This is a genomic window from Eubacterium sp. An11, assembly GCF_002161065.1.
Classification (GTDB): domain Bacteria; phylum Bacillota; class Clostridia; order Lachnospirales; family Lachnospiraceae; genus Anaerobutyricum; species Anaerobutyricum faecale.
Genome location: NZ_NFLV01000005.1, coordinates 1 through 15507, shown reverse-complemented (window position 1 = coordinate 15507; position 15507 = coordinate 1). Strand labels below are relative to the sequence as shown.

The 15507-nt window shown below is 33.6% G+C and carries 14 protein-coding genes; 13 read left to right on the top strand and 1 reads right to left on the bottom strand.

All coding sequences use genetic code 11. From position 1 onward, the window contains the following. Positions 1-30 precede the first annotated feature (30 nt). The 12 genes from B5E53_RS05560 to B5E53_RS20085 all read left to right on the top strand — a co-directional run bounded on the left by B5E53_RS05560 (position 31) and on the right by B5E53_RS20085 (position 13358). Positions 31-1596, top strand: coding sequence for a glucosyltransferase domain-containing protein (locus B5E53_RS05560; RefSeq protein WP_087313062.1), 1566 nt, complete (start codon positions 31-33; stop codon positions 1594-1596). Positions 1597-1610: 14 nt separating this feature from the next. Then, complete coding sequence (locus B5E53_RS05555) at positions 1611-2558, top strand: glycosyltransferase family 2 protein (protein WP_087313061.1); 948 nt, start codon at positions 1611-1613, stop codon at positions 2556-2558. Between the two features lie 355 nt (positions 2559-2913). Beyond that, positions 2914-4047 (top strand): FAD-dependent oxidoreductase, encoded by a 1134-nt coding sequence (locus B5E53_RS05550; RefSeq protein ID WP_087313060.1) that lies wholly within the window; start codon positions 2914-2916, stop codon positions 4045-4047. Continuing rightward, a complete protein-coding gene (locus tag B5E53_RS05545; protein WP_087313059.1) occupies positions 4037-4975 on the top strand; it encodes a glycosyltransferase in 939 nt (312 codons plus the stop codon). Before B5E53_RS05550 ends, B5E53_RS05545 begins: the two co-directional genes overlap by 11 nt. 13 nt (positions 4976-4988) lie before the next feature. Continuing rightward, on the top strand, positions 4989-5909 hold the full coding sequence (locus B5E53_RS05540) for a hypothetical protein (RefSeq protein WP_087313058.1): 921 nt from the start codon (positions 4989-4991) through the stop codon (positions 5907-5909). Position 5910: 1 nt separating this feature from the next. Continuing rightward, a complete protein-coding gene (locus B5E53_RS05535; RefSeq protein ID WP_087313057.1) occupies positions 5911-8841 on the top strand; it encodes a hypothetical protein in 2931 nt (976 codons plus the stop codon). A gap of 5 nt (positions 8842-8846) precedes the next feature. Further along, positions 8847-9635: a sugar phosphate isomerase/epimerase family protein gene (locus B5E53_RS05530; RefSeq protein ID WP_087313255.1), complete on the top strand. Its 789-nt coding sequence runs from the start codon at positions 8847-8849 to the stop codon at positions 9633-9635. Beyond that, positions 9632-10426, top strand: coding sequence for a glycosyltransferase family 2 protein (locus B5E53_RS05525; RefSeq protein ID WP_087313056.1), 795 nt, complete (start codon positions 9632-9634; stop codon positions 10424-10426). The genes B5E53_RS05530 and B5E53_RS05525 overlap by 4 nt, the downstream gene beginning before the upstream one ends. 61 nt (positions 10427-10487) lie before the next feature. Beyond that, entirely contained in the window at positions 10488-10829 is a 342-nt protein-coding gene (locus tag B5E53_RS05520) for an EamA family transporter (protein WP_204245494.1), read from the top strand. Then, positions 10826-11152 carry an EamA family transporter gene (locus tag B5E53_RS05515; RefSeq protein ID WP_204245493.1) on the top strand — a complete coding sequence of 109 codons (327 nt, stop codon included), beginning with the start codon at positions 10826-10828 and terminating at the stop codon, positions 11150-11152. The genes B5E53_RS05520 and B5E53_RS05515 overlap by 4 nt, the downstream gene beginning before the upstream one ends. 30 nt (positions 11153-11182) lie before the next feature. After that, complete coding sequence (locus B5E53_RS05510; RefSeq protein ID WP_087313054.1) at positions 11183-12292, top strand: acyltransferase; 1110 nt, start codon at positions 11183-11185, stop codon at positions 12290-12292. A gap of 895 nt (positions 12293-13187) precedes the next feature. Then, the gene (locus tag B5E53_RS20085; protein WP_343215605.1) at positions 13188-13358 is read left to right on the top strand and encodes a transposase; all 171 of its coding nucleotides are present in this window, start codon (positions 13188-13190) and stop codon (positions 13356-13358) included. A 232-nt stretch (positions 13359-13590) separates the two neighbouring features. Here B5E53_RS20085 and B5E53_RS18840 read toward each other — a convergent pair whose 3' ends face one another. Beyond that, positions 13591-13890, bottom strand: coding sequence for a hypothetical protein (locus tag B5E53_RS18840; protein ID WP_140401441.1), 300 nt, complete (start codon positions 13888-13890; stop codon positions 13591-13593). A 255-nt stretch (positions 13891-14145) separates the two neighbouring features. Between B5E53_RS18840 and B5E53_RS05500 the strand changes: the two genes are divergently transcribed. After that, complete coding sequence (locus B5E53_RS05500; RefSeq protein ID WP_087313053.1) at positions 14146-15255, top strand: DUF6020 family protein; 1110 nt, start codon at positions 14146-14148, stop codon at positions 15253-15255. The last annotated feature ends 252 nt before the right edge of the window (positions 15256-15507 follow it).

The following is a 15507-nucleotide window of genomic DNA, read 5'->3' as shown; positions in this document are numbered from 1 at the left end:
TTTTAGAATGCATAAAAGGTGGTTTTTTGGATGAAACATTTATTAAAACAATTTTTAATCTCAGTGTTGATTAAAATGATATTTTGTGTGGCAATATATGGTTTGATAATGAATGATTTTTTGTTCAATCGTCAGGATGGTATATGGAATGGAACCTATTATGAAGCAGGAAATTGGGAACTATCCTTGGGAAGATGGGCGATTCCTTATTTGGATATCACCCATTTTGGGGTTTCAACCCATCCATGGTCGACTATTTTAACTTTGCTTGTATTAGGAACCTGTTTTTTGGTTAATTTATTTCAAATTAAAATAGGCTCAATTTTTGATTATCTGGTATCAGGTCTGTTCTTAGGCAATGTGGTGGTCTGTTCATCCATATCATATCTATATACGTCAAATATATATGGTTGTTCTTTTTTGTTAGCCATGTTGAGTATATGGCTTATTGTAAAAGGTGTGGAAAATCAATGTAACAATCAACAAAAATTAAGAATGCAAATATTGTACTATTTTTCGGGGGGTATTTGCATTGCTGTTGTACTAGGGCTGTATCAAGCTTATTTAGGATGTATTGCATTGGTAGCCTTGCTCTTTTTTGTATTTTTATTATATAGCAATAAGCCTTGGAAATATATAAGATCTTATATTGTTGGTGGATGCGCGACAGGTATAGGTGGATTTATTGTATTTGAAATAATATTGAAAATTGAACTGTTGAGACATAATGTGGAAATGAGTTCATATAATGGGGCTGATACCCTTTCAGCAAGCAACATTGTATTTAATTTAAGTACGTCAATACGACGTGCATATGAAATATGTTTTAATTATTTTTGTGGAGTGGATGAGACAAAATGGAATTTATTTGCTGGAAATAAGCTGTTCATATTGGTGGCAATACTGTGCCTTTTGATGATTATAATAATGATTTTGACACAAAAGAAATTTTTAAATACAGTGGTTGGTTTATTTGCCATTATACTTCTTCCCTTGGCAGCAAATATTGTTGTGATTTTAGTGCCAGGCTCCGCATATCAGACGTGGCAGACAGCACCTTGTGCATTAATTATTCCAGTTATTGCGTGTATCCTTTATAAACAGTTCTGTGAGATTGAATTTTTTAAATTAAAAAATATATTAAAATTGGGTCTTGCACTAATATCTATATTTATTATGTGGGGAAGTATATACCAGACTCAGATAGATCAGGAAGCTTTAAGGCAGGGAACGGTGGCAGCAAAGTCTATGGCGCAAAATATATTATCTGTCTTATATGAAAAAAATATGTATAGTGAGGAACAGCAATATGCAGTGATTGGTGCGCCGTGCAATAATACGAGTATTTATTTGAATAAATTATATGATGAGGCGAATAGCTATGCCAAGATTGCGGGGCCTTATTGGGAAAGTTCTTTAGATTTACGAACTTGGCACGGAATTTTTTCTAATTTGTGCGGGGTTAATCTTCCAACGTGTAGTGGTTCAGATTATGAGTATTTGTTAAAGGATTCAAGAGTAAAGGGAATGACAAATTTTCCGACAGATGGTTCGGTTCAGCAAATTGATGGTATAGTAGTGATACGTGTATCGTAGAGAGGAAAAAACAAATGAAAAAAGTATCTTTAATTATTCCGTGTTATAACGAAGAAGAGTCTTTGCCTTTTTTCTATAAAGAAGCAAAGGAAGTGTTGTCAAAAATAAACTATGATTATGAGTTGCTTTTTGTCAATGATGGTTCGAAAGATGAGACTTTGAGTATCTTGAAGAAGTATGCCTCAGAGGATGAACATGTGAAATATTTCTCCTTTTCCCGTAATTTTGGAAAGGAAGCGGCCATGTATGCGGGCTTTTGCAATGCGCAGGGAGATTACATAGCGGTAATGGATGCTGATTTACAGGATCCCCCGTCTCTGCTTCCGGAAATGCTCCAGATTCTTGAAACTGGTGAATACGATAGCGTCGCGACCAGAAGAGAGAATCGTGAAGGAGAGCCAAAGATACGTAGCTGGTTTGCGAGAAAATTTTATCAGATAATTAATAAAATTTCAGATGCTGATATCGTAGATGGGGCACGTGATTTTCGTTTGATGCGAAAAGAGATGGTGGACGCGATTGTGAGCATGAGCGAGTATAACCGGTTTTCAAAAGGTATTTTCGGATGGATTGGTTTTAAAACTTACTGGATGGCCTACGAAAATGTAGAAAGAGTTGCCGGGGAGACCAAATGGAATTTCTGGAAATTGTTTAAATATGCAATAGACGGTATCATTAATTTCTCTCTGGCGCCTATCAGCATTGCCTCCTGGTTTGGTATCTTTATGACATTGTGTTCTTTCATTGCGCTGTTAATAGTTATCATAAGACAGTTGATATTCGGAGACCCGGTAGCCGGATGGGCTTCTACTATCTGTGTCATCATTTTTATCGGTGGGATACAGTTATTTTGCCTGGGAGTCATAGGGCAGTATATTGCAAAAACGTATATGGAGACAAAACACCGGCCACATTTTATTGTGTCAGACACGAATAGCGAGGATGCGGTGAAGGTGAAGTAGGTAAAAATATGTAAAATGATTTTTTAATATTCAAAATAGAAGTTAAAGATCTGGTGGAAAGAGGTGAAATATCAAGAATAAATTTTGAATGATAATGCTGCATTTAAATAAAAAAATAATTTGATTTATCGGACTATAGCTAAAATATCTTCTTGCAGACCGGGGGGGGTATAGTGTATCATGTATTAGATAGTATGTTTTTGGTACCTATGCGTAGAATAGAGGAAGATTCTTTTAGATTATCAATGATATACGAGAACTAGTCAGCTAAATGGTCTTATAAATCTTGTTTTTTGTGAGCTGCTAGCAGCTCATTTTTTTGTTTTATTTTCAATTGCAGAGGAGATAGTGGAAAATGCAGCAATTTGATAAAATTATTATCGGTGCAGGTCTCTATGGCTTGTATTCGGCTTTGTTTTGTTGTAAAAGGGGGCAAAAAGTTCTTATATTAGAATGTGATTCCACTCCGTTTAAGCGGGCAACATATATCAATCAGGCCAGAGTGCATCAGGGTTATCATTATCCCAGATCTATATCTACGGCCATGAAATCAGCGGGTTATTTTGAAAGATTTAACAGAGATTATGCATTTTGTGTGAATAAAGAATTTGATCAGATTTATGCAACATCCAGTCAGTATTCGTGGACAGATGGTAAGCAGTTTAAAGAATTTTGCAGGGCGGCAAACATTCCCTGTGAGGAACTGCATCCCGGAAATTATTTTAAAAATGGGATGTGTGACGGGGTATTTCGTACTAGGGAATATACTTATGATGCCATGATATTAAAAGAATATTTTCTGGAACAATTGTCAGAATACCCATCTTTGATTGAAATAAAATATGGAGTGATAATTACAGAGATAGACACAGATACGGATAGTTATATTATTAGTACGAAAGATGGAGAAACATATAAAGCGGGTTTTGTTTTGAATGCAACTTATGCTGGAACAAATCAGATATTGGATATGGTAGGGTTTGAAAAGTTTGGAATTAAATATGAACTTTGTGAGATTATATTATGTGATGTGAATGATAATTTAAAGAATATCGGTTTTACAGTAATGGATGGACCATTTTTTTCAATCATGCCTTTTGGGAAAACGGGATACCATTCTCTCACATCGGTAACTTTTACACCGCATACGACAAGCTATGATGATGTTCCTACGTTTTCTTGTCAGGAAAAAAGTGGAGGTTTTTGTTCAACATTTCATTTGGGTAATTGTAATGATTGTCCGGCGAAGCCGGCAACGGCATTTCCTTATATGGCTAATCTGGCCAGAAAATATATGCTGGATGATTATCAATTTACGTATAATAAATCACTGTTTTCTATGAAACCGATACTTATGAGTTCTGAAATTGATGATTCCAGACCGACGGTGATAAGAAAATATTCGGAAAATCCAACTTTTGTTGGCGTGCTCTCCGGAAAAATCAATACAGTGTACGATTTAGATGAGGTGCTTTGCGATGAAGATTAAAGAAAAGAATTTTGTTTCGGCTGTAATATATGTTCATAATGCAGAAAATAGAATAGAAAAATTTTTACGAACGATCATTGAAGTGATGGAAGATAACTTTGAACATTCAGAAATTATTTGTGTCAATGATTGTTCAGAAGATTGTTCTTCAGATGTAATAAAGAAAGTCAGCGCGCTGGCTTCAACGACAAGTGTGTCTATTATTAATATGAGTTATTTTCATGGGGTAGAAAATGCGATGAACGCTGGAGTGGATCTTTCCATTGGTGATTTTGTTTTTGAATTTGACAACACATATCTCGATTTTGCTCCATCTGTGATTATGGATATTTATTATCGTTCATTGCAGGGGTATGATATCGTCAGCGCATCTTCAAATCGAAGAGAAAGAGTTAGTTCTAAGTTGTTTTATAAGGTGTTTGAGAAATATACTGATTTATCGTATGAGATGACTACAGAAAGTTTTCGGGTTTTGAGCCGTAGGGTAATAAATAGAATAAGTTCTATGAATAAGACGATTCCTTACAGAAAAGCAGTTTATGCTAATTGCGGTTTGATGACAGACAATATTAAATATAATAAGATTAATTCTATACAGGAGACTTTGGATAAAAGGGAGAAAAAATTCCGGTCTGGGCTTGCGGTGGATTCTCTTATATTATTTACAAATATGGGTTATAGCTTTGCAAAGACAATGACCGTATTAATGATGTTTATGTCAATGATTATGATTATTTATTCTGTCGTGATATATGCTACTTCAAATCCTGTTGCTGGGTGGACGACAACAGTTTTGTTTTTATCAATAGCATTTTTTGGACTGTTTGGTATATTGACTATTATTATAAAATATTTGCAGTTGTGTATTGATCTGGTATTTAAGAAAAAGCATTATAGTTTTGAAAATATAGAGAAACTGACAAAATAGGGAGAGAGTAATAATGAAGGCGTTAGTAGGATATACGGGATTTGTGGGTAGTAATTTATATACATCGGGTGATTTTGATGCTGCGTACAATTCTAAGAATATACAGGAAGCGTATGGAACATGCCCGGATTTACTTGTTTATGCGGGATTAAGAGCAGAAAAATATCTGGCAAATAATGCTCCTGAAAAAGATATGGAACAGATTATAGAAGCAGAACAGAATATTAAAAAAATAAGACCTAAAAAATTGGTCTTGATTTCAACAATAGATGTGTTTAAAGAACCAAGAAAGGTGGATGAAAGATCTAGAATAGATACGGAAAATCTACATCCATATGGGTATAACAGATATCAGTTGGAATTATGGGTACGTGAAAATTATCCGGATGCTCTGATTATAAGACTTCCTGGATTATTTGGAAAAAATATAAAGAAAAATTTTATCTATGATTATATAAATGTGATTCCTTTTATGTTAAATAAGGACAAGTTTGATGAATTAGTGAAAATAGATTCAGAACTGGATAAATATTATCAGTTACAAGACAATGGATTTTATAAAGTCAATGTTTCTGAACAGGAAAAAGAGAAATTAAAAAATAAATTTAGAAAGATTGGTTTTTCTGCGTTGAATTTTACTGACAGCAGGAGTGTCTATCAATTTTATAATTTAAATAGGTTATGGGATGATATTCGGATTGCTCTTAAAGAGGACATTTTATTATGGCATCCGGCGACAGAACCGGTTTCTGCTGGTGAAATATATCAATACCTGAATGGAAAACAGTTTACGAATGAATTAAATGGAGAACCGGCAGATTACGATTACAGAACAGTTTTTTCAGAAATTTTTGGTGGAAAAGGTGGATATATTTCAGAAAAAGAGGAAGTACTGAGGGAAATAAAAACATTTATTGAGTCTGGAGAATGTTAATATGACTAAGGTGAAAAAAATCATAAAATTGCTTAAGGAAACGAATAAACAAGTACTTTTTATTGCTTTTGTACTTACTCTGGCTATTGCATATTATATTAATCCTCTTTCCGGCGTGGATTTAGTGGAATGGGACCGTACCTTTAGTACGGCTACATTGTCGGGAATATCTATTGATGCAAGAATAGGAAATTTTTATAAGCTTTTTTTCTTATATTTGCCAGGAATAGCAATAGTTCTTATATGTTTGCTAAACTGGCTTTTTTATAATAGAAAAAAGTATATAAATATTTATTTTAAATTAAGTACAGTATTGGTGTTTGCTGTTTCCGCATCCTATATTTCAAGATATTTTTCAAAAAATACAGATATAGTGAGCAATCCATTAATGGAGTGTCTGTTAGCATTTTTTGCGATATTGACAATTATTTGCATTTTAGATAAAACGGAAAGATTTAAGTTTGCAGATATTTCTATGCTGTTAGTTATATTTGTAGTGTTGGTTTTGACCTTTAATATGATGTTCCGCATGCTTGGAATGACAACGTGTATTCTGATTTGCAGCGTTATTTTAATTGGATATATCAGCGTTGTTCTTTTCGTTCCGGTAGGACAGGAAGCGTATGAACAAAATAAAAAATATATATTCTTTTTGATGTGGTTGCCTGCTGTAATAAGGATTGTGTTAGAAGGAATATATTTTTTAACGGAAAAAGGATGGGGTGTTCAACGTTATTTTACGCTTATAGGAATAGCTTGTATTGCATTTTTAAGTGTAGCTCTGATTGCAGTTATTTTATTACGAAAACAGGAGAGAGGTTTCTCAACTTTTGGATATATTGGTGCTATAGTAAGCATTGCTGTGGTCAATAATTTTGCATATAATTATCAATATATTTGGTCATATGATACTTTTGCAAATGTTTATGAGAAGGGAAATAATGCAGTTACAGTAGATTCCATATTACATGGAAAGTTGCCGATTTTTGATTATTTTTCTGCACATGCTTTAAATGATGTATGGACAAGAATCATATACTGTTTAATACATGACGATATTAAAGGGATTTTTGCTGATCCGTATGGCGGATTGACTGCAATGATAGCATATATTATTTTATTTTTCATTGTAAAAAAATTATTTGATAAGAATATTGCAGTTTTATATGTGCTGTTGTTCCCAGGTATTCTTACGGGAATAAAATGGATGAGCTTGTGTGGTATATCAATAGCAGCTTTGTTGTATATATACAAAAACCCAACCGTAAAAAAATATGTTGTTTTTTGGTGTGCTGCACTTATTGGTGTTTTTATAACTTATGATGAGGGAATGTCTTTAGGTGTTGCCTGCATATTGGCACATGTGGTCTTTTTGTTAATTCAGAGGAAGATAAAGCTGCTGAAGAAATTTGTTTTTTGCGGAGCGGGCGTCGGCATCGGTGCACTTATTTTTTATGTTATATATGCGTGCGCAACTGGAATACCAGTCATGGGGAGAATCAAAGAATGGATGTCTGTGAGCTTGAGTTCCAGTTCAACCTGGGCAACTGCAGATTTTGGAGATCAAAGTTCTTTTGCGTTTTTGTTATCATATATTGTGGTTCCGATAACGGCTATTCTGCTGGTAGTTTTTACTTTATTTAAATATTATAAAACTCGTAAAAATGGTAGAGTGGCATTATTGACCACGGTATTTGCTTTTGCAGAGATTCTATATATAACTCGAACTATTGTTTATCATAATCTGGCTGTGTGTTCAGGGCGAACGGGTGTGCTTCTTAATTTTATCCACTGGACAGTGGCGCTTTATGTGCTATATACGATGTCTGTGAGGGGAAGAAAACAGAGAAACAAAGTGTTGGCCTGGATGGGAACAATGATGATAGTAATTCTTGTAGAAGGAACGGCAGTAACTCAAAGTTGGCCACAGGCAGATTCTATTTTGGTCTCCCGAAGTTTGAAAGCTTCGGAGAATTGGGATTTGCGAGATGATGTGACTGAGAATGTAGGACAGCCGAGAATAGTGTTTGATGAGAGTACTACATTGTTGGTGAAACAGTTTGAATTTGTCTTTGATACGTTATTAGAAGAAGATGAAACCTTCGTTGATTTTGCGAATGTGACCTCAATGTATGCATTAACAGGAAGGGAAAGGCCTTCTTATGTGGGACAGACGCCAAGTTTGTTGACGGATTTATATTCTCAGAAGTGTTATTTGAGAGAGATATCTGAATACAGTTGTCCGTTGGCTATATTGGGAACAACAGAGACATCTTATCTTCAGCAAATGGTAGGTGTTCCGCATAATATTAGATATTATAAGATTGCAGAATATATTTATAATAAGTATCGTCCATTAATCAGATTTGGAGAATTTGTGATATGGTGTGAAACTGATAAATATGATGAATATAAATTAATTCTTCAAAATAATAAATATGATGAAAATATTTATGAATTGGTTGATTATGGATATGATTTTACCACTTCTTTTGTAGATGAAAAGGGAAACGTTGGTTTTTTATTTAAGCCATATCATTCTTACAATTTAAATATGTTGCCATATATATGGGCAAATTATGATAAATATGCTGCGATTGATAATAAAAAGATAATTTCTGTTAATTCAACAGGTGATAACCAATTTAGATTTGAAGGATCTCAGACAACGACTGGTGAGCAAGGAAATTATCTGGCATTTGAAATCATGAATTCTTCGGAAGAAAATAAATCAGTCAATATTGTTTTGTACGATTCGCAAAAAGAAGGGGCTAAAATGCAATATTGCTTTGAAGCCGTTCCGGGAACAAACCAATATATGATCAGAGTAAGCGCAGATTATTTTTGGGATATATATAATATTGATACGATTTTGTTTAATGATGACGAACAACTTATTATAAAAGATGTAAGAGTATTGGAGGGAGATTGAAAAAAGTGAAGTTATCAATATCAAATATAGCATGGGACGGATCACAGGATGGCAAAGTGTACGAATTAATGATATGGTATGGGTACTCAGGTCTGGAAATTGCTCCGACCAGAATATTTCCAGAAGCACCGTATAGTAAAAATACAGAAGCAAAAATATGGAGTAAAAATTTGAAGGAACAATACGGTTTGGTGATTCCTTCTATGCAATCCATATGGTTTCGGCGAAAGGAAAATATATTTGGAACATCAGAAGAACGGAAAGGTTTGTTAGACTATACAAAAATGGCCATTAAATTTGCAGAAGCAATTGGTTGTACAAATCTTGTTTTTGGATGTCCCAGAAACAGAAATATTCCTGATGATGTCAGTTATGATATAGGAGTGCGATTTTTTAAAGAATTGGGTGATTATGCGGCTGAGCATAATACGGTTATAGGGATGGAAGCGAATCCGCCTCTATACAATACAAATTATATTAATGATACAGAGTCCGCATTTGAGTTGATTCGTATGGTAAATTCGAAAGGTTTTTTGTTAAATCTTGATGTCGGAACGATGATTCAAAATGAAGAAGATGTCAACGAGTTGGAGGGCAAAGTCGGATTGATTAATCATGTGCATATCAGTGAGCCAAATCTTAAACCGATAAAAGAAAGAAAGCTGCATAAGGATTTAAAAAAGGTTTTAGAAAATGAAAGTTATACAGGGTTCGTTTCCATTGAAATGGGTAAAACAGACGACCTGCAATTGATTGAGAGAAGATTGGATTATGTAAGGAGCATTTTTATATGATTTACGAAAAACAAAAAGGAGTACCTCGCTTTGAATGCAGAGAGTTCAAATCTAAAGAGAAAGATTATGTTGTTCTGATTCCTATTATTAATGAGAGTGACAGAATTATTAAAGAGTTAAAAAGAGCCTGTAAATATAATATCGAAGATTGTGCGGACATTGTCATCTGTGACGGAGGATCAACAGATGGCTGTACAGAAGAAAAACGGTTAAAAAAATTAAAAGTTAATACACTTCTGGTAAAAGATGATACGGGAAAACAGGGAGCTCAGCTTCGTATGGGTATGTGGTGGGCCTTGCAGCGTGGATACAAAGGAATTATTACTATTGATGGAAACAATAAAGACAGCATAGAGGATGTACCACATTTTATCAAAAAGCTGGAAGAAGGGTATGATTTTATTCAGGGATCGAGATTTGTAAAAGGAGGAAAAGCAATTAACACTCCTTTGATCAGAATGATTTCAGTGAAATGTATACACGCACCGGTAATATCCCTGACAGCACATCACAAATTTACGGATACGACAAATGCTTACAGAGCTTACTCTGCCAGATATCTGATAGATAAGAGAGTGCAGCCCTTACGTGATATTTTTATGACTTATGAATTATTGGCATACCTTTCGGTTCGCGCTACACAAATTGGGATGAAAGCATGTGAAATCCCTGTGACAAGAGCGTATCCGAAAAAAGGGAAGACTCCTACTAAAATAAGTTTTTTTAAAGGAAACAGTGAATTAATAAAGATTTTATTTAAAAATGCAGCGGGAGTATATACTCCAAAGTGAGTTTTTGTATGATACAGGATGTATTTGTACGAATAGAAAAGAAAAAAGAAGGTACAAGATATTGTTAGATTCAATTAAGAAAAATAAAACCGGTATCATTTTGATGCTTTTGTCTTCCATATTTGTCTGTATAGGACAATTATTATGGAAGCTATCAGCCGAACAGGGAATCTTCGTTCTCTTAATGGGATTTGCCAGTTATGGAATAGGGGCATTGCTGATGTTAGTTGCTTATCGCTTTGGAAAGCTGTCGGTACTGCAGCCGATGCTCAGTCTGAATTATGTACTTAGCATTATTCTGGCGGCCTTGGTTTTGAATGAACATATCTCTGTTATGAAAGGTGTCGGAGTGTTTATTATCATAACGGGAGTTATGTTAATTGCCGGGGGTGATGAAAAATGATTTATTTTGTTATTCTGGTTTTTATGACCGTATGTGGGGCAGTTGCTTCTTTATTTTTAAAAAGAGCCTCAGGAACAGAAGGTATTTTTAAAATGTTTTTGAATATCAATCTATACCTTGGTGGAGGATTATATCTGATATCTGCGGTATTAAACGTTTACATTCTGAGATATCTGGATTATTCAGTTGTATTGCCACTTACATCCATCACATATATCTGGACGATGGTTCTATCTTATATGATTTTGAAAGAAAAGATTACGATGAAAAAGATAATGGGTGTTGTATTAATTTTAGTTGGTGCGATATTTGTGTCAATGTGATTCAGTGTATGAGGAAAAGAGGATAAGTTTATGATTGACAATAAAGTATTTGGATATGATAAAGAGGGGGAGTATCAATATAGGAGGGAGACCATATATGATTGGGTGAGGTTAATTGCGACGATTTTTGTTGTGGTTGGACATAGTGCATATTTAACGATGCAGACTACATACGGTGGAGTAGAATATATATTGCCACAAAACTTAAGTATTGTTTATAATTTTAAAATTATGGATTTTTTCAGATATTTATCTGGCTGGGTATATACTTTTCATATGCCGTTATTTTTTATGCTTTCGGGAGCAGTACTGGCATTAAAACCTATGGCTGTATTCGATAAGTTTTTTAAATCAAAAGTGAAAAGATTATTGATTCCATATTTTGTGTACAGCTGGTTATTTATGTTGCCTGTTAAATGGTTAGGAAATTTTTATGATACAGATTCTCTGAAAGCTGCGATGAAAGGAGTTCTGTCAGGGCAGGATAGCGGACATCTTTGGTTTTTAACTGCGTTGTTTTGGTGTTTGATAATTTTTGTGGCTTTAAAAAAATTTTTAGATAGACTTAATATAACAAGTGTTTATGGATTGTTACTTTTGAGTGGCGTCATACAACTATGCGTTGGATATGCGCCGTTTGATATTTTGGGAATGAAAAAAGGTTTAGGATACATATTTTATTTTTCTTTGGGTTATATATTTCAAATTGAAAGACGTTCTCATAAAAAATGGAATATTAGAAAAACGATAACAGCCACTATTATTTTATTTGTGTTGGAATATATTAATAAAAGATATAGTATTATTAATTCATTTTTTCTGATTATTATTGGTTCATTTTTAACTTTTTTGCTGGCAGATATTTGTGATAGAATGTTTCCAAAAATATTGAAAAAGCGATTGGGCAAAATTGTGATAAGAAACTTATTTTATGTTTATATATTTCATGATCCGTTAGAGTATATTGTACTGAGAATCTTTTTTAATAATGCATTTCTTGAGAGTGGATTAGGATGTATTTTATATATAATATGTAGAACCGTGGGAATATTCATAGTCACAATTATTTTGGGAGAAGGAGTTCGCGTATTAAAGAAAATAATGAACGGTATATTATGTGATAGATGTCCCGTTAATTAAATTACAAGCAGTAGCGGGGAAAGATTAGGTATTAATGCGAAAATATATAATATTGAAATTGTTAAAAAATTAAGTGGTAGCAGATTGATAAAACAATATAATAATATAATGGTTGAATTTATATATTCAAGGAGAGAAAAATATGGAAGAGAAAACACATATTGTGAATATAAAAAGATGATTGTAAAACTCAGAAGTATGTGACAAATAATAATTTAGCTGAGTAACATTAAAGACATTAAAGATAATTTTGTTGGTATATATTGAAGGGGAAAACAGATTTGAAGAGGTAGTATTATCTGTTTCAAAGGTAGTATAATTTTTTCTGTATATATAATCAAAGCTTTTTATATGATAAAACGAAAACGTATAATTGATTTTGCAAAATCAATTTCATAAAAATAGATATGATCTATAGCCATTTGGTAAAATTAAGTTACCACAACAAAATATATCGGAGAAGGCTATAAACCTATGTCTAATAAGATTATACAGCTAAATGAGGTCTTAATAAAACATGATTTAAGATCTTGTTCATAACAGCGTTGAGAAACTTTAAGTGCCAGGCTCAATAAGGAAGCTGATGGGTTAATCAACGCTGAAAAGTATGAGTGTTCCTCTGACTGCCAGGGATATCGTTCTGGTCATTATAAGCGAAATCTTCATGCTACCGCAAGAGAAGTCTAACTGAAGGATTCTAAACGAAAAAAGGTTCCTGTTGAGACCGACATTATTGAAAGATATCGACGCAGGGATCCTCCGTATAAGAAGATTTGATTGAGATGTATCCGGCTGATGTTTCTGTATGCCATTTGGAGGATAACCTTGAAACCTTATGGGGAACGAAAGTATTCCCGGGAACCATCAGCAACCTGAATAAAAGGTTTATGAACATATCAAACCAGGTATTTTTTTCTTCATATGGTTAAAAGAAAGCGGGCTTACTGGTGCACGCTTAATCATCGGCGATAAGAATTTTGGCATGCTGGAAACCATTTCGGAAGGCTTTCCGGATACCAGATATCAGTGCTGTATAGTTCATGTTGTAAGAAAACGACACGGTTAGACTTGCGGCAGAGTTTTTCCCTGTTTCATTAAAATTTGCTTACCCAAAATTTACTTGTACAGATTCTGAATCTCAGCTCAGTTTTAGGTTTGCTTTCTTAGTTTGGATGGAAAGGCATTTTTTCATATAGTTGGATGATGTTGTAACTTTCGGTATAGCTATGTTCTTCCACAAGATGTTCATAGACTCCATGAAGTGGTATGATGCTGTTTTCTGCTAATGTTTCTTGGTTTTATCCAGCTATTCTTGGATGATAGGTTTGAAGGGATCCAACTTGGATGCCGTTTCTTGAATAATGGGTGTCGTGGTGAGAAGTCATCTTATGAAAGATTTTTGCGTATCGTTTTGGAATCAGCACCTGTTTTTTAGAAATTTCATTGACTTGGTATTCACAATTGCTTAAGTCTTTGATATGATTGAAACGGCACTGCAAGGGCTGTGCGAGAATAACTATGAGCTGGTGTAAAGGATCAGGAAGGGGAAAATTTTGTCCATCCGAGTGCTCTGTATTGGTCTTTGTCTGCTCAGCCACGACACCAAAGTTTCCAGAATGGGCTTTTTCTTCTCGAAACGCAGCCCCTTCCGCTTGTCGTGATTCAACTAAAAAAACGGCCGAATTCCAGAGGTAGATGATTGCTTTTTAAAAACAACTCGTGAGAGCAGTCTGGTGACAAGTCATGAAATCAACAATATATGGAGATCGATTGTTAATTAAATTTGTGATAATATTATATATTAAAAATAATTTTGCCTACAAATCAAATATAGTATGAAGAGGAGAAAAATAATGTTTATATTAAGAAAATATTTAACTATAAAAAAATTAATGGCGTTTATATTTTTTTCAATATTATTTGGTGTTGTATTTTCGATATCACATAAATTAGTAGAGGAAGGTAGAGTATATATAAATATAATAGAAGTATTTGGAACAGGTATTATTATTTTTTTAATTTTGATGGTATTATGGAAAATTATACAAAGAGAAGAAGATAAGGAAGCAAGAGCCATTGTTCCGCTGCGAAAAAAAGAAATTTTAGTTATTTTTCTTTTGAGTATATGCATCAATATTATATGCCTTTTAACCTATTATCCTGGAGTAGGTATGAATGATGGATTAAATATTATGTATTATGGGATGTCTCAAGCCCAGCAATTTCCGGTTTTTTATTGTATAGGATTAACTATATTAAAAAAAATTGGTATAGCATTAGGTTCATTGCAATATAGTGTTGCGATATATTCTATTTTACAAATTATTTGTGTATCAGCTTTATATACATGGATTTATGTGTGGTTCTCAAAAAAACAGGTACCGAAAATTGTGAAATGGTTAGTCTTGTTATATTTTTTGATGGAACCTTTACTTGCAATGTATGCAATTGCCATGTTGAAGGATACTTTATTTTCATTATTTTTATTTGTATTAGTGTTGCTTCTATATGATTTGATAATTGAAAAAAGTAATAATGATATGGGGAAAATGTGGTGGATTTTTTTTGCGGTAGTATTATTTGGGATTTTATCTCTTCGGAATAATGGGAGCTATATTGTATTTCCTATTTTATTGATTTTAATCATATGTTGTACAAATAATCGCAAAAATATTTTTGTCATGATAGTATTTTCTATATTAGTTGTTGTTTTACAAAAATTGTTAATGATACATTTTGGTGTGGAACAACTGTTTCAGGAGATGGTAGCTATACCGTTGCAACAAATAGCAGCAGTGGTAGCAAATAATGGAGAAATATCTGCGGAACAAGCAAATTTTCTTAATCAATTGATGCCTCTAAATGAAATGGCTTCTAAGTATAATCCTGGAACCGTAGATACATTAAAGTGGGATGGAATGTTTAATCGAACATTTTTAAATGAACACAAAGTAGAGTTTTAGTAACATGGGTTGGAATGTTGGTTAATAATTTTGCTATTTATGTTAAAGCATATTTACAGCAAACATTTTGGTTTTGGGCACCTTGGCAAGAAGGATTAGTTCAGTGTTTTTATTCAATTGAGACAGTAGTGAAGTAAACGGTAGATATCTCGTACCTGTACAAATCTGGAGCAAACCTGTATGATAAGGACAGATTTGCTCCAATCTCTATTTCACTTCTCCTTTTCCGGATTTCCGGCAGTTCGCCGGCAG

Coding starts and splice junctions, on each gene's coding strand:
- B5E53_RS05550 (WP_087313060.1), top strand. CDS start 2,914: ATGCAGCAATTTGATAAAATTATTATCGGTGCAGGTCTCTATGGCTTG.
- B5E53_RS05535 (WP_087313057.1), top strand. CDS start 5,911: ATGACTAAGGTGAAAAAAATCATAAAATTGCTTAAGGAAACGAATAAA.
- B5E53_RS05540 (WP_087313058.1), top strand. CDS start 4,989: ATGAAGGCGTTAGTAGGATATACGGGATTTGTGGGTAGTAATTTATAT.
- B5E53_RS05500 (WP_087313053.1), top strand. CDS start 14,146: ATGTTTATATTAAGAAAATATTTAACTATAAAAAAATTAATGGCGTTT.
- B5E53_RS05510 (WP_087313054.1), top strand. CDS start 11,183: ATGATTGACAATAAAGTATTTGGATATGATAAAGAGGGGGAGTATCAA.
- B5E53_RS05525 (WP_087313056.1), top strand. CDS start 9,632: ATGATTTACGAAAAACAAAAAGGAGTACCTCGCTTTGAATGCAGAGAG.
- B5E53_RS05515 (WP_204245493.1), top strand. CDS start 10,826: ATGATTTATTTTGTTATTCTGGTTTTTATGACCGTATGTGGGGCAGTT.
- B5E53_RS05560 (WP_087313062.1), top strand. CDS start 31: ATGAAACATTTATTAAAACAATTTTTAATCTCAGTGTTGATTAAAATG.
- B5E53_RS05545 (WP_087313059.1), top strand. CDS start 4,037: ATGAAGATTAAAGAAAAGAATTTTGTTTCGGCTGTAATATATGTTCAT.
- B5E53_RS05555 (WP_087313061.1), top strand. CDS start 1,611: ATGAAAAAAGTATCTTTAATTATTCCGTGTTATAACGAAGAAGAGTCT.